The organism is Phreatobacter sp. (genome assembly GCF_022843985.1).
GTDB lineage: Bacteria > Pseudomonadota > Alphaproteobacteria > Rhizobiales > Phreatobacteraceae > Phreatobacter.
On the sequence record NZ_JALHMP010000025.1, the window covers coordinates 26229 to 45395 of the forward strand.

Below are 19167 nucleotides of genomic sequence, written 5' to 3' on the forward strand. Positions count from 1 at the left end.
GCTTCCGTGGCGGTGGTGGGCAGGCCTTCAGATATGGACCGCGAAGGGCCCCTCCACAACCCTCGCCGCGGTGAGCACGTCGATGCGCGCCGCCCCGGCCCGCCGCAGCACCCGGCAGCAGGCCTCGATGGTGGCGCCGGTCGTCAGCACATCGTCGACCAGCACCAGCCGCTTGCCCCGGATCCAGCCCTTGCGGTCCTCGGCGACGCGGAAGGCGCCGGTGACATTGTCCAGCCGCTGCGCCCGCGTCAGCCCCACCTGATGGCGGGTGCGGCGCACGCGCCTGAGCAGCAGCGCCTCGTTGGCGAGGCCGGTCTGCGCCGCCATCTGGCGGGTCAGCTCCGCCGCCTGGTTGAAGCGCCGGGACACCAGCCGCGTCCAGTGCAGCGGCACCGGCACCAGCGCATCGGCATCGGCCAGCAGATCCCGTCCGGCCCGCACCATCCAGCCGGACAGCGCCACCGCCACTTCCAGCCGGTCGCCATATTTCAGCGCATGGACCAGGGCCCGGCCGACATCGTCGAAGCGGAAGGCCGCCCGCGCCCGGTCGAAGGCCGGCGGCTGGGCGATGGCGGCGGGCGACAGCGCGCCGGGGCCGAGATCGAAGGCGAGCGGCGTGCCGAGCCGCTCGCAGACCGGCGCGGTGATGAAGGCGACGCCCTTCCAGCAGGCGGGGCAGAGCGCGTGATGACTGCCGACGGGATTGCGGCAGGCGATGCAGAGCGGCGGCAGCAGCCAGTCGAGCATGCGGGCGCCGCCCGCGGCGAGCCGCCGCCGAAGCGGCGGCGGGGGAAGGGTGGGGGTCTCGGTGTCGCTCTCGCCGGTCACCCCGTCAGGCTGTCACGGCCGGTCCGGTGGCGGCAGTCGGACAAACCCGGGCCTTCCCACGAAAAAGCCGCCGGACACCGGCGGCTTTCACGAGACGGGGACGGCTTATGCCGGTCAGGCGTGGCCGGAAATCCACTGCTTCAGCGCCGCCTGCGGCGCCGCGCCGGTCTTGCGGTCGACCATCTGGCCGCCCTTGAAGATCATCAGCGTCGGGATCGACATGATGCCGTAGTTCGACGCGATCTTCGGGTTCTCGTCGACATTGACCTTCACGATCTTCACCTTGTCGCCCATTTCCGCCGAGATGGCGTCGAGGGCGGGGGCGATCATGCGGCAGGGGCCGCACCAGGGCGCCCAGAAATCGACGACGACCGGCGTGTCCGACTTGATGACGTCGGCGTCGAAGGATGCGTCGGTGGTGGCGGCAACGGCGCCCATGGCTTGTCTCCTGGCAGGTCCGGAGGAATCGGAACGTTGCCGTCAAGGTAAGCGCCGGACGCCCCCTGTTCAAGGCGCGGGCAGGGGATGTTCACCGCCTCGTGACGCCCTCAGCCTTTCGCCACGGCCTGCCAGCCCCGCTCGATGGCGAAGGCCGCGAGGCCGATGGCCAGGCCCCAGAAGGCAGCGCCGATGCCGGCCACGGTGACGCCCGAGGCCGCCACCGCGAAGGTGAGCAGCGCCGGAAAGCGGGTCTGCGCATCGCCCATGGCCACCGCCAGCGAGCCCATCAGCGCGCCGCTGAGCGCCAGGCCGGCAATGGTCGCGATCAGCGCCTTGGGCATGGCGGCGAAGAGCGCGACGAAGGGGCCGGCAAAGGCGGCGAAGAGGATGAAGGCGATGCCGTAGATGATCCCGGCCGGCCAGCGCTTGGCCGGATCGGGGTGGGAATCGGGCCCGGCGGCGATGGCCGCCGTGATGGCGGCGAGGTTCGAGGGATGGGCGCCGAAGGGCGCCGAGATCAGCGAGACGAAGCCGGTCGTGGCGATGATCGGCCCGACCTTGGGGTTATAGCCGTTGGCGCGGAGCACGGCGATGCCGGGCAGGTTCTGCCCCGCCATGGTGACGAGATAGAGCGGCACGCCGAGACCGATGAGAACGGCCGGCGCGAAGACCGGGTGGGTCCATTCCAGATGGGCGAGGCCGAGATCGGTCGGCAGCGGCCCGGCGAGCCCCAGCGCATAGGTCAGGGCCACGCCGGCCACGACCACCACCAGCATGGCGCTGGCCGGATGGGCGAGGCGCATGACCAGGAAGATCGCCACCAGCGGCAGGACGAGCCAGGGGGCGCCGGGCGCGACCAGCGCCACGTCCATGACGAACCTGACGAGGATGCCGGCGAGCATGGCCGCGGCGATGGCGGCGGGCAGCCGCGCCACCCAGTCGCCCAGCGGCTTGACCAGGCCGGTGAGGATGATGAGCCCGGCGGCCAGCACGAAGGCGCCGACCGCCTCGGGAAAGGCGATGCCGGAGGAGGCGCCGATCAGCGCCGCGCCGGGCGTCGACCAGGCGAGGACGATCGGGATGCGGTAGCGCCAGGTCAGCGCCAGGCCGCCGAGCGCCTTGGCGAGCGAGACGGCGGCAAGCCAGGAGATCGTCTGCGCCGGCGTCGCCCCGACGGCCTGCGCCGCCGCGATGACCAGCGCCACCGTGCCGGCAAAACCGACCAGCGGGGCGATGATGCCGGCGGCGAGGGTGGAGAGGGTCAGGGGCATGGCGTGGATCTATGGGTGAGGGAGCGCTGCATGAGGGAATTGCGTCCTTCGAGGCTCGTTCGCTTCGCTCCCTCGCACCTCTGGATGAGGAAGGGTGTGACTGGCAAGCCGGCCGTCGAAGCGGAACGGTAGCGCGTCGAACAGCCGCGATGCCATGCACCACCACCCTCATCCTGAGGTGCGAGGGCCTATGGCCCGAGCCTCGAAGGACGCAATTCCCCGGTGCAGGTCACCGGACAAAAAAAGGCCCGGCGCGAAGCCGGGCCTTCCTGTCGCAAAGCCGGAGCCTGCGATCAATAGCGGTAGTGGTCCGACTTGAACGGGCCGGTCTCCGGCACGCCGATATAGGCGGCCTGGTCGGGGCGCAGCTTGGTCAGCTTCACGCCGATCTTCTCGAGATGCAGCATGGCGACCTTCTCATCGAGGTGCTTGGGCAGCGTGTAGACCTTGTTCTCGTACTTGCCGGGGTTGGTCCACAGCTCGATCTGGGCGATCGTCTGGTTGGTGAACGAGGCCGACATGACGAAGGACGGATGACCCATGGCGTTGCCGAGGTTCACCAGGCGGCCTTCCGACAGGAGGATGATGCGCTTGCCGGACGACATCTCGATCTCGTCGACCTGCGGCTTGATGTTGTTCCACTTGAAGTTCTTCAGGCCGGCGACCTGGATCTCGTTGTCGAAGTGGCCGATGTTGCAGACGATCGCCCGGTCCTTCATGCCGCGCATGTGGTCGACCGTGACGATGTCCTTGTTGCCGGTGGCGGTGACATAGATGTCGGCGCGCGGCAGGGCGTCCTCGATGGTGACGACCTCATAGCCTTCCATCGCCGCCTGCAGGGCGCAGATCGGATCGACTTCGGACACGAGCACGCGGCAGCCGGCCTGGCGGAGCGAGGCGGCCGAACCCTTGCCGACATCGCCGAAGCCGGCGACGAAGGCGACCTTGCCCGACATCATGACGTCGGTGCCGCGGCGGATGGCGTCGACCAGCGATTCACGGCAGCCGTAGAGGTTGTCGAACTTCGACTTGGTGACGCTGTCATTGACGTTGATCGCCGGGAACAGCAGCTTGCCGGCAGCGGCCAGCTGATACAGGCGGTTGACGCCCGTGGTGGTCTCTTCCGAGACGCCCTTGATGTTCTTGGCGACCTCGGCGAACCAGCCCTTCGGCTTCTCGGCGAGCGTCTTCTTCAGGAGCGCGAAGAAGATCTCCTCCTCTTCCGATTCCGGCTTGTCGAGGAAGGCGGTGTCGCCGTTCTCGGCGCGCAGGCCGAGATGGACGAACATGGTGGCGTCGCCGCCGTCATCGAGGATCATGTTCGGCGTGCCGCCGCCATGCCAGTCGAACAGCTTGGCGGTGTAGTCCCAGTACTCGGTCAGCGTCTCGCCCTTGTAGGCGAAAACCGGAATGCCGGCGGCGGCGATGGCGGCGGCGGCATGGTCCTGGGTCGAGTAGATGTTGCAGGACACCCAGCGGATGTCGGCGCCGAGCGCCTTCAGGGTCTCGATCAGCACCGCGGTCTGGATGGTCATGTGCAGCGAGCCGGCGATGCGCGCGCCCTTCAGCGGCTGCGAGGCGCCGAACTCGGCGCGCGTCGCCATCAGGCCCGGCATTTCGGTTTCGGCGAGGTCGATCTCCTTGCGGCCGAACGGAGCGAGCGAGATGTCCTTGACGATGAAGTCTTTGCCTTGGTCGAGAGCCATGGGTTCCTCGGAAGTGCGCAGCGGAAGGCGGGCCGGACGGATATCCAGCTTGTCGGCGGCGGCTCTAGCACGGGTCGCGAACGGAGGCAATAAAGACATAAAGATTTCTTTATGTCTGGGGACAGGGTGGTGAACGGAGGGTGAGGGGGACGCCCCGCCGGGCAGATGCGGTGGAGGCGCGTGGGACGCACGTGGGAACTGCCAGGTTGCAGGCTGCCTCAAACCTCTCCGTCATGGCCGGGCTTGTCCCGGCCATCCACGACTTGAACACGACTGTTGAAAGAGAAGTCGTGGATGCCCGGCACACGGCCGGGCATGACGGAAAGAGGTTCGGGTGAAAGTGTCACCTGCGTGGTTCGAGAACCCCACCGCCCCCCTCACGCCACCTCGTCCACCAGCTCGCCCAGCGCCTTGGCCGCATCCATCGGCGCCTGCCGCGTATCCGACAGCACCTTGCCGTCGCGGAACCGCACCACCCGTCCGGCGAAGGTCGCCACGTCAGCCTCATGCGTGACGATGAGCACTGTCATGCCCTGCCGGTTGAGGTCCTGGAACAGCGCCATGATCTCCAGCGAGGTGCGGCTGTCGAGGGCGCCGGTGGGCTCGTCGGCGAGCAGCACCTTCGGTCGGTTGACCAGGGCGCGGGCGATGGCGACGCGTTGCTGCTGGCCGCCCGAGAGCTGGGTCGGCAGGTGGTGGACGCGGCCCGCGAGGCCGACATGGCCGAGGGCCTCGGCGGCCCGCGCCCTGCGCTCGCGGCGCGGCACCCCGGCATAGACCATGGGCAGCGCCACATTGGCCAGCGCGTCCTGCCGGTCGAGCAGGTTGAACTGCTGGAAGACGAAGCCGATCTTGCGGTTGCGCACGTCGGCGAGGGCATCGGCCGACATCGCCGAGACCTCCTCGCCGTCGAGCACATAGCGGCCGGCGGTCGGCCGGTCGAGACAGCCGACCAGGTTCATGAAGGTCGACTTGCCCGAGCCCGACGGCCCCATGACGGCGACGAACTCGCCCTCGTCCACCTTCACGGAGACGCCGGCCAGCGCCGTCACCACCTGGTCGCCGAGCGTGTAGTGGCGGGCGAGATCGCTGGTGTCGATCAGCGCCATCAGAACATCCGGAAGCCGCGCGGCGCCGGCGCGGCCGCTCCCGGCGCCTGGCCGGTGCCGATGATGAGCGCGCGTCCCGGTTCGAGCTCGCCGCTCAGCACCTCGGTCATGGCGCCGTCGGTGATGCCGAGGCGCAGCGCCACCGCCTGCGGCTTGCCGTCGGCGCCGAGGGCGAAGACGCGGCCGGGCACGCCGCCATCGGCGCTGCGGGCCCCGTCGTAACGGGCACGGATGTCGACGAAGGCCGACCGCTGCGCGGCGGTCAGCACGGCCTCGATCTGGCGTGCCATCTCGTCGCGGATCTCGCGCATGCGCGTCACCCGCTGGCCCCGGTCCAGGGAGGGATCGGACAGGCTGCGGAACTGCGGCCGCGCCTCGGCGACGATGGCGTCGATCCGCTCCTTCTGCTCCGCCGTGAGCGCGAGTTCGGTCTTCAGCGTCTCGACGAACTCGCCGATCTGGCGGCCGCCGCCGCCGCCCGGGCCGCGGCCCATGCCCGGCCCCGGCGGAGCGAAGGGATTGGCCGCCGGCGCCTGGGCCTGCGGCCGTTCGGCCGCCGTTCCCGCCGGGCGCCAGCGCAGCGCCGCATTGGGCACCCGCACCACGCCCTCGCGGCGGTCCGAGATCACCCGCAGTGTGGCGGTCATGCCGGGCAGCAGCTCCATCCGCGGGTTCCGGAAGGAGATGATGGCCGTGTAGATGACGACGTTCTGCACCGTCTGCGAGCCGAGGCGGACCAGCTTCACCTCGCCGGTGAATTCCCGGCCCGGATAGGCATTGACCGAGAAGGTCACCGGCTGCCCGGAGCGCACCCGGCCCACATCGGCCTCGTCGACATTGGCGTAGATCTCCATCGACGTGAGATCCTGCGCGACCAGGAACAGGGTCGGGGCCTGCAGCGAGGCGGCGACCGACTGGCCGAGCTCCACCTGGCGCTGCACCACGGTGCCCCTCACCGGCGAGCGGATCTCGGTATTGGCGAGATCGACTTCGATCTGCCGGACCACCGCCTGGCGCTGGACGATCTGGGCGTCGATCGTTCCGGTCTGCGCCTGGGCCACCCGCAAGGCCGCCTCGATGGAGCGCTTGGAGGCTTCCGCCGAGGCGATCTGCGCGCGCGCCGAATCCCGGCCGGCGCGCTGTCCCTCGACATTCGCCCGGGCCGTGTCGATGACCGCCTGGGCGACGGCGCCGCGGGCGCCGAGTTCGCGCTGGCGCACATAGTTGCGCTCGGCTTCGGCGAGCTGCGCCTCGACCTGCGCCAGCTTGGCGGTGGCGTCCTGGCGGACTGCCTCGGCGCGCATGATCTCGGAGCGCGCCTGCTCGATCTGCGCCAGCTGCACCTCGCGCGCGGCGCGCACATTGGCGAGGTCGGCGCGGGCGCCGTCGAGGCGCGCCCGGACCTGCGTCGGATCGAGCCGGGCGAGGATCTGCCCGGCCTCGACCTGCGAATTGTAGTCGGCGAGGATCTCCTGCACCTGGCCGGAGACCTGCGATCCCACCACCACGGTGGAGATCGGATTGATCGTGCCGGTGGCATTGACCGCCGCGACCACGTCGCCGCGATCGACCCGGGCCGTGCGCCAGGCCGGCTGGTCGGCGACCGCGTGCGAACCCGGCCCGGTCAGCCACCAGGCGCCGCCCCCGAGGGCAGCCATGAGAAGAAGCAGGACGATCGAGCGGCGCATGTCAAAGGGAGTCCGGTACCATGTCGCCTGTCTATCACGGGTCACGCCCCTGCTCACGTGACAGTTTCGAAAGGTTCTGGATCAGCCGCGCCGCAGCGCCAGCGTCACCGTGCTGCGGTCCTGGAGATGGACCACAGCCGCGCCGCCGTTCATCGGTTCGAGCCGGACGATCGGGCGCGGCACCGCCACCCGCGCCACGATCCGCCCGCGTCCCCCCGCGAAGCTGACGGCCGTCAGGCTGAGGCGGTCGAGGGCCGGCAGGACGATCTCCGGGCGGCCGCCGCCGTCGATATCGGTGATCCGCGCCAGGTCGAGGTCGCGCGACCCGATGATGTGGTTGGTGACGCCGTCGAGCCGGGCCACCTCGGCAAGGGTGCCGCCCTCCAGCCGGTAGAGGCGCAGCGACCCGGCAATATGCGGCGTGATCACCGCGGCGATCAGCGGCCGCCCGTCCCCGGTGAAATCGGCGACCCCGACCGGATTGAGCCAGCGGTTGGGGATGCCGATCGGCGCGCTTTCCGCCAGCGGCGTGATGCCGTCCGGACCGATGCGGTAGACGGCCAGCGCCGCGCCGCGCCGCAGGTAGGACTTGACGACGATCGCCTCGGGCCGGCCGTCGCCATCGATATCCGCCAGCCGGACGCGGCGATCCTCGAACACCGCCTCCTCCGGCAGGGTGACATGGAACTGCCGCCCCGCCTGTTCCACGGCGAAGCCGCCGGCCTCGATGGCATCGCCGAGCACGGCATGGGCATAGCGGCTGGTCGGATCGGTCAGCCAGGCCGACAGACCGGCGGCCCGCGTGGTCTCGGTGTCGGGCAGCCTGCGGCGCGGCGCCTGGGCGCCGGCCGCGGCGGTCGAGGCCAGGAGCCCGGCGACCGCGAGGCGGCGGGTGATGGCAGGGAGATAGGTCATGGTGTCAGGCTTTTCGGTTCGGTCGTGTCGCGTCGTCATCGTCCCTCGCTGCCTTCGGCATACGGCGCGGCGGGGCGAAACGTTTCATCCGGCCCGGAACGCCTAGCTGCCGCGGCGCAACTCGGGATGCACGGTCTTGCCGAGAATGCCGCCGTCGCGGCCGATGACATGGCTGGTCGCGCCGACGATCAGCGGGTCGGGCTGCACCGCCACGGCGAGATCCTTGTTCGGATAGGGCAGGGACGACAGGAAATGCTGCATGCAGGCCAGCCGCGCCCGCTTCTTGTCGTCCGACTTGACGATGGTCCAGGGAGCGTCGGCGGTGTCGGTGTAGAAGAACATCGCCTCCTTGGCCTCCGTATAGGCGTCCCATTTGTCGAGCGAGGCGCGGTCGATGGGCGAGAGCTTCCACTGTTTCAGCGGATCGGTCTCGCGCGCCGCGAAACGGCTGCGCTGCTCCTCGCGCGACACCGAGAACCAGTATTTGAACAGCCGGATCCCCGCCCGCGTCAGCATGCGCTCCAGATCCGGGCACTGGCGCATGAATTCGAGATAGTCGGTGGGCGAGCAGAACCCCATCACCCGCTCGACGCCGGCGCGGTTGTACCAGGAGCGGTCGAACAGGGCGAGTTCGCCGGCTGACGGCAGATGGGCGATGTAGCGCTGGAAATACCATTGCGTCCGCTCCCGCTCGCTCGGCTTGGCGAGCGCCACGACGCGGGCGGTGCGCGGGTTGAGATGTTCCATGTAGCGCTTGATCGTGCCGCCCTTGCCGGCGGCGTCGCGGCCCTCGAACAGCACGACGATGCGCTCGCCGCTCTCCTCGATCCAGCGCTGCGCCTTCAGGAGCTCGCGTTGCAGCTCCAGCATGTGGGCCTCGTAGGGCTTGGCCGCCATGCGCGTCACGTAAGGATATTCGCCGCTTTCGAAGAGCCGGCGGATGGTGGCCGGGTCGCGCTTCATCTGGGCGATCTGGTGGCGCCCGCGCGCCGCCCGTCCCGGTCGGGGGCCGCCCGTGTCGGACAGGGCCTCTTCCCCGGCATCGCCCGCCGCCTGGGCAATGGCCGCTGCGCCTGCGGGTCCCGCGGCCCCACCGTCGTCCCTGTCCGGAGGCGCGGCGGGTGGCGGGGCCGCAGCGGGCTGCCCGGCCGCCGCCGGTGCGGGCTTGTCGATCTCGGAATGGATGATGTCGTCGAGGGCCATGGCCGTCATTCCCCAGCGTCAGTGCCGCAAGGAAACGCCGGAACCGCAGGCCCCGCCATGTTCTGGATCAACTGCCCAAGGTGCCCGGCTCCTTGACACATTCAGACATTCATATGTATAAGAAGAACTCGATGGGAAGTCGGGTCTTTTCCCGGCACCCGCCCACGCCATCGTGAGACCGCCATGTCGCTCCAGACCACGCTCGACTACCGGCCCGCCGCCCGTGCGGGGCTCATCATCGACTGGACCCCCTATCTCGTCGGCATCGGCATCGGCGTGCTCAGCTGGGTCGTCTTCCTCGTCGTCAACAACCCGCTCGGCATCACCACCGCCCTGTCCCAGGTCTCGGGTGCCGTCGCCACGCCGGTCCTCGGCGCCGAGGCCGTGGCCAGCAACAGCTACTGGGCGCGGAACCTCTTCAGCCTCGATTACGGCACGCTGTTCCTCGTCGGCACGCTGGCCGGCGGTTTCGGCTCGGCCGTGCTGGCCGGCTCCTTCCGCTTCGAACAGGTGCCCACCGTCTGGGCGGAGCGCTTCGGCCCCTCGCCGCTGAAGCGCTACGCCGCGGCCTTCCTCGGCGGCATCATCGCCATGTACGGCGCCCGCCTCGCCAATGGCTGCACCAGCGGCAACGGCATTTCCGGCGGCCTGCAGCTGGCGCTCAGCGGCTGGATCTTCCTCGCCGTGATGTTCGCCACCGGCACCGCCACCGCCTTCGCCATGTTCCGCACCGCCCGCTGATCCGAGGCCATCACCATGACCCTTCCCGTCACCGGCACCGCCGCCCTCGCTCTCGCCCTCGTCTTCGGTTTCGCCTTCGGCTTCCTGCTGCATCGCGGCCGCGTCGCCGACTACAACACCATCGTCCGCCAGTTCCTGTTCCAGGACTTCACCGTCCTCAAGATCATGATGACCGCCATCATCGTCGGCGGCGTCGGGGTCTTCCTCATGGTGCAGTTCGGCTATGCGAAGTTCCACATCAAGCCGACCGACCTGCTCGCCCTGACCCTCGGCGCCGCGCTCTTCGGCGTCGGCATGGTGCTCTACGGCTATTGCCCCGGCACGGCGCTGGCCGCCATCGGCGGCGGCAGCCTCCATGCCCTGGTCGGCGCTGGCGGCATGCTGCTCGGCGGCATCCTCTATGCCCTGACCTTCGATGGGGTGAAGGCCATGATCCTGCCCGTCGGCGCCCTCGGCCGGGTGCAGCTCCACACGCTGCTCGGCATCAGCCCCTGGCTGATCTTCGCGGCGCTGGCCGTGGTCGCCCTCGCCCTCTTCGTCACCGTCGAACGGCTCTCCGCCAGACGCGCCTGAGCCGCGCCGAGCCTCTCCCACGACTCGGGCGGAGCCCCCCGGCTCCGCCCGCTTTTTTTGCCGCGCCGCTGCCAGCCCCTGGCAGCAGCATGGCGGCAAGGCCGATGCCGCCCTTTCCCGCGCGTCCCGGCAGGCCCATAGTGTCGCCATGCCGAAAAGCCCCAAAGCCTCCGCGCCGAAGCCCGCCCGCGCGCCGAAGTCGAAAGCCGCCAAGCCGGAGCTGCAGCCGCTCGGGCCGGCGCTGGCCGACCTGCTCAACCCCGCCATCAACCGCGGCACCGCCGGCCTCGGCTCCGGCACCGGCCCGACCGGCGGCTTCGCCGAGGCGCCGCAGGCGGCCTTCAAGGCGGAGGCGACCCTCGCCGACAAGGCGCTCGCCCACCGCCTCGGCATCGGCGTCGACCAGGCCCAGGCCCTCGACATCGAATCGGAGATCGGCGCCTCCGGCGTCACCGCCACGGTCAAGGCGCTGGAGCGGCTGATCCAGGAGGGCCGGCCCGAGGTCGACGGCCGCACCTGGGTGCCGCACAAGCCGGCGCGCCCGGAGAAATGGGAGGGCGGCAAGCGCTTCGAGATCGTCTCCGGCTTCGAGCCGGCCGGCGACCAGCCCCAGGCCATTGCCGAACTGGTCGGCGGCATCCGCTCAGGCGAGCGCGACCAGGTCCTGCTCGGCGTCACCGGTTCCGGCAAGACCTTCACCGCCGCCCAGATCATCGCCGAGACCCAGCGCCCGGCCATCGTCCTGGCGCCGAACAAGACGCTCGCCGCCCAGCTCTATGGCGAGTTCCGGAGCTTCTTCCCCCACAATGCGGTGGAATATTTCGTCTCCTACTACGACTATTACCAGCCGGAGGCCTACGTTCCCCGCTCGGACACCTATATCGAGAAGGAATCCTCCATCAACGAGCAGATCGACCGCATGCGCCACGCGGCGACGCGCGCCCTGCTCGAACGCGACGACGTCATCATCGTCGCCTCCGTCTCCTGCATCTACGGCATCGGCTCGGTCGAGACCTATACGGCCATGACCTTCGGCGTGAAGGTCGGCGAGCGCCTCGACCAGCGCCAGCTCATCGCCGACCTCATCGCGCTCCAGTACAAGCGCACGCAGATGGACTTCTCCCGCGGCACGTTCCGGGTGCGCGGCGACACGATCGAGCTCTTCCCCGCCCATCTCGAGGACCGCGCCTGGCGCATCAACCTCTTCGGCGACGAGGTGGAGTCCATCGCCGAATTCGACCCGCTCACCGGCCAGAAGAATGCCGACCTCGGCTTCGTCAAGGTCTATGCCAATTCCCACTATGTCACGCCGCGCCCGACCCTCGTCCAGGCCATTGCCGGCATCAAGGAGGAGCTGAACTGGCGCCTCGACGAGCTCAACAAGGCCGGCCGCCTCCTGGAGGCGCAGCGGCTGGAGCAGCGCACCCGCTTCGACCTCGAGATGATGGAGGCCACCGGCTCCTGCGCCGGCATCGAGAACTATTCGCGCTGGCTCACGGGACGCCGCCCCGGCGAGCCGCCGCCGACCCTGTTCGAATATGTCCCCGACGACGCCCTGGTCTTCGTCGACGAGAGCCACGTCACCATCCCGCAGATCGGCGCCATGTACCGCGGCGACTTCCGGCGCAAGGCGACGCTCGCCGAATATGGCTTCCGCCTGCCCTCCTGCATGGACAACCGCCCGCTGCGCTTCGAGGAATGGGAGGCGATGCGGCCGCAGACCGTCCATGTCTCGGCCACCCCCGGCCCCTGGGAGCTGAACCAGACCGGCGGCACCTTCGCCGAACAGGTCATCCGCCCCACCGGCCTCATCGACCCGCCCTGCATCATTAGGCCCGCGCGCACCCAGGTCGACGACCTCATCGGCGAGGTCAAGGCCACCTCCGCCGCCGGCTACCGCTCCCTCGTCACCGTGCTGACCAAGCGCATGGCCGAGGACCTCACCGAATATCTGCACGAGCAGGGCGTCCGCGTGCGCTACATGCATTCCGACATCGACACGATCGAGCGCATCGAGATCCTGCGCGACCTCAGGCTCGGCGCCTTCGACTGCCTCGTCGGCATCAACCTCTTGCGCGAGGGCCTCGACATTCCCGAATGCGCCCTCGTCGCCATCCTCGATGCCGACAAGGAGGGCTTCCTGCGCTCGGAAACCTCGCTCATCCAGACCATCGGCCGCGCCGCCCGCAACATTGACGGCCGCGTGCTGCTCTATGCCGACCGCATGACCGGCTCCATGGAGCGCGCCATCGCCGAGACCAACCGCCGCCGCGAGAAGCAGACGGCCTGGAACGAGGCCCATGGCATCACGCCGCAGACCATCCGGCGCGAGATCGCCCAGATCCTCGACTCGGTCTACGAGAAGGACCACGTCACCGTCGATGCCGGCCTCGCCAAACAGGGCGCCGCCGTCGGCCACAATCTCCAGGCGGTCATCGGCGATCTCGAAAAGCGCATGCGCGAGGCCGCCGCCGACCTGCGCTTCGAGGAGGCCGCGCGCCTGCGCGACGAGCTCAAGCGCCTGCGCGAGACCGAACTCGCCATTTCCGACGATCCCCTGGCGCGGCAGGAGGCGGTGGACGACCGCACCGGCGGCTTCAGGGGCCCGAAGAAATATGGGCGGTCGGCGAACCTGCCGCCGTCACGGGCGGCGAAGCCGGGATTGGACAGCATGGGGCCGGGCACGGATCGCGAGGTGCCGGCGGGTGGGGCGGTCAGGAAGAAGGGTGGGGGGAAGCCGGGGAAGGGGTGGAGGGGGTAGGCGCAGCTATTGCGAGCATCGACCGAATCCTTATACCAATTGCGAGAGTAACTGGGTGGAGGCTGGGCATGCATCGCGTCGTTAAAGGACACCTCAGTGCATTCAACGACGCATTTGGCATTTGTTTGGAGGAATCAAAAGCGTTTGAAGCGTTCTGCTCTTATTCGCTTTTTAGGAAATATAGTTTTGACGCAGTTGAACCAGAATCGTTGATTTACGATGGGGATGACCCCGGTATCGATGCGATTATGATCTTCATTAATGATAAGCATATTACCACGCCCGAAGAAATGGACACTATATTTGGTGGAAAAAAGAACGATAACGATCTGACGTTTGTGTTTGTGCAAGCGAAAACATCAGAGAGCTGGGTTAAAAGTGAGATAAATACATTTGAGTCGGCTGTATTGGACTTTCTGTCGGAGAAGCCTCAACATAAAATGGCTGAGGCGCTCCAGGAGAAAAGGAACATATTTGATCTCGCCTTATCAAATGTAGGTAAAATAAAGGGCGGAAAGCCGAATTTCCATTGCTTCTTCGTCACTTCCGCTCATGCACCAGTTGCTGACGAGATCCTGAACGCTCGTAGCGTTTTCGAGGCAAGAGTTTCAGAAACAGGTTTGGCAAGAGACGTGGTTGTTGAGTTGATGGACCGCGATGGACTAATAGACGCATTTGTCGCTACGAAAGGCGGTTATGACGCCACATTCCGTATAATCGGTTCGGCCTCGTTTCCTAAGAGTCCAGGCATTGAAGAGAGCTACGCTGTTACGCTTCTAGCAAAAGACTTTATCGGAAAAGTCCTCGATGATGGGAATGGAAATCTCAGGAAATCAATTTTCGATGAAAACGTCAGGGATTTTATTGATTTCGATGATAGTGAAGTTAATACTGGAATGAAAGCGTCACTTTCGAATATTGACTCGAGAAAGAGGTTTGGAATTTTGAACAATGGCGTAACTATCGTATCGCCAGATGTTAGGTTGCAGAGCAATGAGATATATATATCGAATTATCAGATCGTAAATGGCTGCCAAACGTCCAATGTTCTGTTCGATTCGAGGGATGATATCGACGAAAATACTACGTTGATGGTAAAAATAATCGAAACAAAAGATCAAGTAATTGTCGATGACATCGTAAAATCGACAAACAGTCAGAATAAAATCGAAGATCACCAGTTTATGGCGACAATGGATTGCATTAAGAACATTGAAAGGTATTTTGCAGCGAGGTCTGATGACCAAGAGCAGAAAATGTACTTTGAGAGAAGGCCCAATCAGTACGACTCCGATGGAGTGCCAAATATAAGAATATTTAATATAAAGGAATTGGCTCGTTGCTGTGGCGCGATGTTTTTTGATCGCCCAGATCTTTCGGCGAGATACCCAAATCAACTTATCGGCGAAATGAGAAACACTGTTTTTAACACAATGAATAAAGAAGAAATATATTATACAAGCGCATATTCGTACTATAGATTACGAGTGGCTCTATCAAATCAAAGAATAGATCCTATGTTTAATCAAATGAAATGGCACGCTCTGATGGCGGTTAAATACGCGCTCGTTGGTGGCGCGGTGCCAAACGTAGGGAGCCATAAAATTGAAACTGTATGTGCAAGAATCGTCGATTTCATGTCGAAGAACGATGCTCCCTCCGCGGAAATATGGAAGACCATCGCTGAAGTATTTCGTTCATTCGGTCCTTTCGACCGTGATATGCTGCGGTCGGCGAGGCTAATGGCGGACATCCGATCCGCGGTGATCAGCAACTTCGGAAAAACCGGCGCTGTCGGGCACTAGGGGCGATCGTCGAGTGTCTAGCGACTATGAGCCCTGCGAATCGTTGCAAACGGCATGCAACGCCGCCGTCATAAGAGAAGTCGTGGATGCCCCCACAGAACCGGGCATGACGAAACGGCGCACCCGCGCTCCTTCTCCCCTCGTGGGAGAAGGTGGCGCCGTCAGGCGCCGGATGAGGGGCAGGTCGGCCCCCCTCACCCGCCCGCTGACGCGGGCACCCTCTCCCACAAGGGGAGAGGGGTCATCCGTTGGGGTGGTGCCGACTGAGTTTCCTCGACCGTCATGCCCGCCCTTGTGGCGGGTATCCACGACTTGACCACCGCCCCTTCAAAGCAAGTCGTGGATGCCCGGCACGAGGCCGGGTATGATGACGCCAGGCGCGCGCCTCGCCGTCCAAACGGCCAGGCGCCGTGAGCCCAGGTCTCCCGAAGCGTCCCGCGACCGCGCCGGCCGCTCAGTCCGCGTCCCGGTCGAAATCGCGCTCGGGATCCCAGGGGCGCAGGCCCGGATAGCTGATCGACCGCAGCTCTGGCGGCAGATGCTCCCGCTTCAGCTCGTCGATGATCTCATGCGGCATCAGCGTCAGCCCCATGGGCGGCCAGTCGTGGCCCTTCTGCGTCATGTCGAGCCTGACATAGATGCTCCAGCCCGGCGCCTGTTTCAGCAAGGCCTGGAGCGCCAGGATGACGGCGGGCTGCAGGAGCGCGAGGTTGGTGATGTAGATCAGGTGCTCGCGGTTGCCCCAGTCGTCGTCGAGCACCCAGAAGTCGCCTTCGCCGCAGCCGTTCTCGCGGCCGAGCGGGGACAGGATGTCCCGCGCGCCAGTGTAGAGGGAAAGCCAGGTCGCATCTTGTTCAGGGTCGTCGTTCATGCCCGCCTCCTAGTCGCCACGGGGGCCGCGAAACAGGCGGAGCCGGTAGCGCAGTTCCTGACGCCATATCCTGAGATTGAAATCGAAGATGCGCGGATCGCGCGAAGAAAGAATCTGCTGCGTAAAGGTCCGGGCCTGATCGGGCGTCATCTGCTCAGGTTCTATGCCACGGGCGTTCAGAAATGCTTTGAACTCCGTGATGACCGCTCTGTTGTACTCCATGTGGGCCACGGAGTTGCGGTGCCGTTCGGACAAGAGCGCGCCGGTTTTCGCCTTCTCGAAAACCCGCCGCGTGTCGGGTTGGAGGGGCTCGTTTCGGTAGAGTTCGCCTGGTACATAATGGTGTCCGTCTGCAGCGATCTCGACGCGCTCAGGGCCGTCGATGTCCGGGTCCGGCGACAAGGAGACGCCCCCGCCGACGGTCCATTGGCCACCGTCCGGGGCTCCCGCCGGCACGCGTGGTTGGTTCGGATCGAAAGCAAGGATCGACGTCGGTCCTATGAGTCGCCGGTGACAGGCGAGTTGACGTGCCGCACTCACATATCGCTTCCGCGCGAGCAGGCTGCCGCGTGCGAGCTGCAGCACCAGACCCCACTCTCGGTCGAGAGCCGCCGCGCGTGCCTCCCGTCGAAGCCAGTCAAGGGTGATGCAGACACTCATCGGCAAGTCTCCATTGAACTGGAAACACTATAGCACCGCCGCCATGCGCAATCAAGCAAAAGAATCCTATATAGGAAAAAATAGGTTTGGATATGAGGGTGAGGCAGGCATCGCCAGATGAGCCCCGCGAAGGTCGGATTCTCCGCCCCCCCCTCCGAACGCAAAACGGGGCCCGAAGGCCCCGTTCCGGAAGTCCGACCCTGGCGGGAAGCCTCAGGCCTTGTCGGAGCGCTCGACGCGCTCGGCGATGCGGGCCGACTTGCCGCGGCGATCGCGCAGGTAATAGAGCTTCGCGCGACGGACCTTGCCGCGGCGCACCAGCTTGATGGAGTCGATGATCGGGGAATGGACCGGGAAGACGCGCTCGACGCCCTCGCCATAGGAGATCTTGCGGACGGTGAAGCTCTCCATCAGGCCGCCGCCGGAGCGGGCGATGCAGACGCCCTCATAGGCCTGGACGCGGGAGCGCTCGCCTTCGCGCACCTTCACATTGACGATGACGGTGTCGCCGGGGGCGAAATTCGGCAGCTTCTTGTCGCCGAGGACGCGGGCGGCCTCTTCGGCCTCGAGGGTCTGGATCAGGTTCATCGGTTTGGTCCTTGTGGCCGGGCTTGGCCGGCATCTTGTTGGTCTTGGTTCCGAGGATGGGCAGATGGCCCGCCGGAAGGCGGCTCGATAGTCGAAACGGCAGGGATTGTCACGCGGATTCTGGGGCGGGGGGAGGGGTTTGAGCGAGGACGTGGTCCCTGCCGTTGGCTCACCCGTCATGCCCGGGCTTGTCCCGGGCATCCACGAATTCCTCGAAGGGCGGTGGTCAAGTCGTGGATGGCCGGGACAAGCCCGGCCATGACGGCAAGGGCTCGTCTTGCCGGATCAGCCCCCGCGCTTCGCCCAGAGGTCGGGCCGGCGCTCGCGCGTCAGCCGCTCGGCCTCGGCGCGGCGCCAGCGGGCGATCCTGGCATGGTCGCCGGAGACGAGGATCTCGGGGATGGTCAGGCCCTCGAAGACCTGCGGCCGCGTGTAGTGCGGATATTCCAGCAGGCCGGTCTCGAAACTCTCCTCGGTGCCGCTTGCGGCATGGCCCATGACGCCGGGGAGGAGCCGCACCACCGCGTCGAGGAGGACCAGGGCGGCGAGTTCGCCGCCGGAGAGCACATAGTCGCCGATGGAGATCTCGGTGAGGCCGCGCGCCGCGATCAGCCGCTCGTCGACGCCCTCGAAGCGGCCGCAGAGGATCACCGCGCCGGGGCCGGCGGCGAGCTCGCGGACGAAGCCCTGGGTCAGCGGCCGGCCGCGCGGCGACATGTAGAGGCGGGGGCGGGGATCGTCCGCCGGGGAGGCGTGGTCGATGGCGCGGGCGAGCACATCCGCCTTCATCACCATGCCCGGCCCGCCGCCCGCTGGGGTGTCGTCCACGGTGCGGTGGCGGTCGGTGGCGAAATCGCGGATGGCATGGGTGTCGAGGTGCCACACCTCGCCCAGCGCCCGGCCGGCCAGCGACAGGCCGAGCGGGCCGGGGAACATCTCGGGGAAGAGGGTGAGGACCGAGGCGCGGAACATCGGCCTCAGTCGCGGTCTTGCGGGTCGCGCGGCGTGTCTTCCAAGAGGCCCTCCGGCGGGTCGACGACGATGCGGCCGCCGGCAATGTCGACGGTGGGGACGACGGCCTTGGTGAAGGGGATCATCACCGCCCTCTGCCCCTTGCGCGCCACGTCGATGACGTCGCCGGCGCCGAAATCATAGACGGCGGTGACCGTGCCGACGGGCTCGCCGGCGAGCGTCTCGACTGTCAGGCCGATCAGGTCGGCATGGAGGAACTCGTCCTCGTCATCGGCGGGGGGAATGCGGTCCCGCGGCACGAAGAGCTGCATGTTGGTGACCGCCTCGGCGGCGTTGCGGTCCGTCAGCTCGGCGATGCGGGCGACCAGCACCTCGCCGGCCGGGCGCACGCTGGTCACCGTGTAGAGCCGGCCGTCGCGCGACTGCAGGGGGGAGTAGGCGAGGATCGCCGCGGGGTCCTGGGTATAGGACTTGACGCGCACCTCGCCGCGCACCCCGTGCGGGGCGCCGAACTTGGCGACGAGGACGAGGTCGGTGGACATGGATGATGCGCCTGGCACGAGGGGAGGGCGTCCTCCGGAAGGCTCGCCGCGGCCGCAGCCAGCCTTCCGGAGGACGCACCGGCCGCCGTGCAGGTCGCCTGCACGGCGGCGGTCGCATGTCACTCGGCGGCGGCTTCGGCTGATTTGGCAGCCTTGGCGGCCTTCGAGGCGGCGCGCTCCTCGGCCTTCTTGCCGGGCACGGCCTTTTCCGGGTTGTTCGACGGGGTGCGCTTCATCAGGCCCTCGGAATCGAAGAAGCGGGCGACGCGGTCCGTCGGCAGCGCGCCCTTGGCGAGCCAGGCCTTGGCGGCCTCGGTGTCGAGTTCGAAGCGCTTCTGGTCCTTCGACAGCATCGGGTTGTAGGTGCCGATCTTCTCGATGAAGCGGCCGTCGCGCGGCGAGCGCGAGTCGGCGACGACGATCTGGTAGAAGGGGCGCTTCTTGGTGCCGCGGCGGGCGAGGCGGATCTTGAGCGACATGGGATACTCCGTTG

At 66.8% G+C, this 19167-nt stretch carries 18 protein-coding genes; 4 read left to right on the forward strand and 14 right to left on the reverse strand.

The window, feature by feature from the left end; translation table 11 throughout:
• Positions 1–27: 27 nt before the first annotated feature.
• The 8 genes from Q0C57_RS16190 to ppk2 form a co-directional block, all read right to left on the reverse strand.
• Complete coding sequence (locus tag Q0C57_RS16190; RefSeq protein ID WP_296577621.1) at positions 28–828, reverse strand: ComF family protein; 801 nt, start codon at positions 826–828, stop codon at positions 28–30.
• 114 nt (positions 829–942) lie between these two features.
• Positions 943–1266, reverse strand: a complete 324-nt coding sequence (trxA, locus tag Q0C57_RS16195) for a thioredoxin (protein WP_296577622.1) — start codon at positions 1264–1266, stop codon at positions 943–945.
• 110 nt (positions 1267–1376) lie between these two features.
• Complete coding sequence (locus Q0C57_RS16200; protein WP_296577624.1) at positions 1377–2540, reverse strand: benzoate/H(+) symporter BenE family transporter; 1164 nt, start codon at positions 2538–2540, stop codon at positions 1377–1379.
• 293 nt (positions 2541–2833) lie between these two features.
• Complete coding sequence (gene ahcY / locus Q0C57_RS16205; protein ID WP_296577627.1) at positions 2834–4246, reverse strand: adenosylhomocysteinase; 1413 nt, start codon at positions 4244–4246, stop codon at positions 2834–2836.
• A gap of 377 nt (positions 4247–4623) precedes the next feature.
• Positions 4624–5355, reverse strand: a complete 732-nt coding sequence (locus tag Q0C57_RS16210) for an ABC transporter ATP-binding protein (protein ID WP_296577629.1) — start codon at positions 5353–5355, stop codon at positions 4624–4626.
• On the reverse strand, positions 5355–7043 hold the full coding sequence (locus Q0C57_RS16215; RefSeq protein ID WP_296577631.1) for an efflux RND transporter periplasmic adaptor subunit: 1689 nt from the start codon (positions 7041–7043) through the stop codon (positions 5355–5357). The genes Q0C57_RS16210 and Q0C57_RS16215 overlap by 1 nt, the downstream gene beginning before the upstream one ends.
• Before the next feature lie 81 nt (positions 7044–7124).
• Positions 7125–7958 carry a VCBS repeat-containing protein gene (locus tag Q0C57_RS16220; protein WP_296577633.1) on the reverse strand — a complete coding sequence of 278 codons (834 nt, stop codon included), beginning with the start codon at positions 7956–7958 and terminating at the stop codon, positions 7125–7127.
• 102 nt (positions 7959–8060) lie between these two features.
• A complete protein-coding gene (gene ppk2 / locus Q0C57_RS16225) occupies positions 8061–9161 on the reverse strand; it encodes a polyphosphate kinase 2 (RefSeq protein ID WP_296577635.1) in 1101 nt (366 codons plus the stop codon).
• A 183-nt stretch (positions 9162–9344) separates the two neighbouring features.
• Here ppk2 and Q0C57_RS16230 point away from each other — a divergent pair, with 183 nt between their 5' ends.
• The 4 genes from Q0C57_RS16230 to Q0C57_RS16245 all read left to right on the forward strand — a co-directional run bounded on the left by Q0C57_RS16230 (position 9345) and on the right by Q0C57_RS16245 (position 15041).
• The gene (locus Q0C57_RS16230; RefSeq protein WP_296577637.1) at positions 9345–9902 is read left to right on the forward strand and encodes a YeeE/YedE thiosulfate transporter family protein; all 558 of its coding nucleotides are present in this window, start codon (positions 9345–9347) and stop codon (positions 9900–9902) included.
• A gap of 15 nt (positions 9903–9917) precedes the next feature.
• On the forward strand, positions 9918–10475 hold the full coding sequence (locus tag Q0C57_RS16235; protein WP_296577639.1) for a YeeE/YedE thiosulfate transporter family protein: 558 nt from the start codon (positions 9918–9920) through the stop codon (positions 10473–10475).
• Between the two features lie 148 nt (positions 10476–10623).
• Complete coding sequence (gene uvrB / locus Q0C57_RS16240; RefSeq protein WP_296577641.1) at positions 10624–13236, forward strand: excinuclease ABC subunit UvrB; 2613 nt, start codon at positions 10624–10626, stop codon at positions 13234–13236.
• Positions 13237–13304: 68 nt separating this feature from the next.
• Complete coding sequence (locus Q0C57_RS16245) at positions 13305–15041, forward strand: AIPR family protein (RefSeq protein WP_296577642.1); 1737 nt, start codon at positions 13305–13307, stop codon at positions 15039–15041.
• Between the two features lie 454 nt (positions 15042–15495).
• Here Q0C57_RS16245 and Q0C57_RS16250 read toward each other — a convergent pair whose 3' ends face one another.
• The 6 genes from Q0C57_RS16250 to rpsP all read right to left on the reverse strand — a co-directional run bounded on the left by Q0C57_RS16250 (position 15496) and on the right by rpsP (position 19153).
• Complete coding sequence (locus Q0C57_RS16250) at positions 15496–15912, reverse strand: hypothetical protein (RefSeq protein ID WP_296577644.1); 417 nt, start codon at positions 15910–15912, stop codon at positions 15496–15498.
• Positions 15913–15921: 9 nt separating this feature from the next.
• On the reverse strand, positions 15922–16572 hold the full coding sequence (locus Q0C57_RS16255) for a hypothetical protein (protein WP_296577646.1): 651 nt from the start codon (positions 16570–16572) through the stop codon (positions 15922–15924).
• A gap of 213 nt (positions 16573–16785) precedes the next feature.
• The gene (gene rplS, locus Q0C57_RS16260) at positions 16786–17160 is read right to left on the reverse strand and encodes a 50S ribosomal protein L19 (RefSeq protein WP_296577648.1); all 375 of its coding nucleotides are present in this window, start codon (positions 17158–17160) and stop codon (positions 16786–16788) included.
• Between the two features lie 285 nt (positions 17161–17445).
• Positions 17446–18132 (reverse strand): tRNA (guanosine(37)-N1)-methyltransferase TrmD, encoded by a 687-nt coding sequence (trmD, locus tag Q0C57_RS16265; protein WP_296577650.1) that lies wholly within the window; start codon positions 18130–18132, stop codon positions 17446–17448.
• Positions 18133–18137: 5 nt separating this feature from the next.
• On the reverse strand, positions 18138–18674 hold the full coding sequence (gene rimM / locus Q0C57_RS16270) for a ribosome maturation factor RimM (protein ID WP_296577652.1): 537 nt from the start codon (positions 18672–18674) through the stop codon (positions 18138–18140).
• Positions 18675–18793: 119 nt separating this feature from the next.
• On the reverse strand, positions 18794–19153 hold the full coding sequence (gene rpsP, locus Q0C57_RS16275) for a 30S ribosomal protein S16 (RefSeq protein ID WP_296577654.1): 360 nt from the start codon (positions 19151–19153) through the stop codon (positions 18794–18796).
• Between the last annotated feature and the right edge of the window lie 14 nt (positions 19154–19167).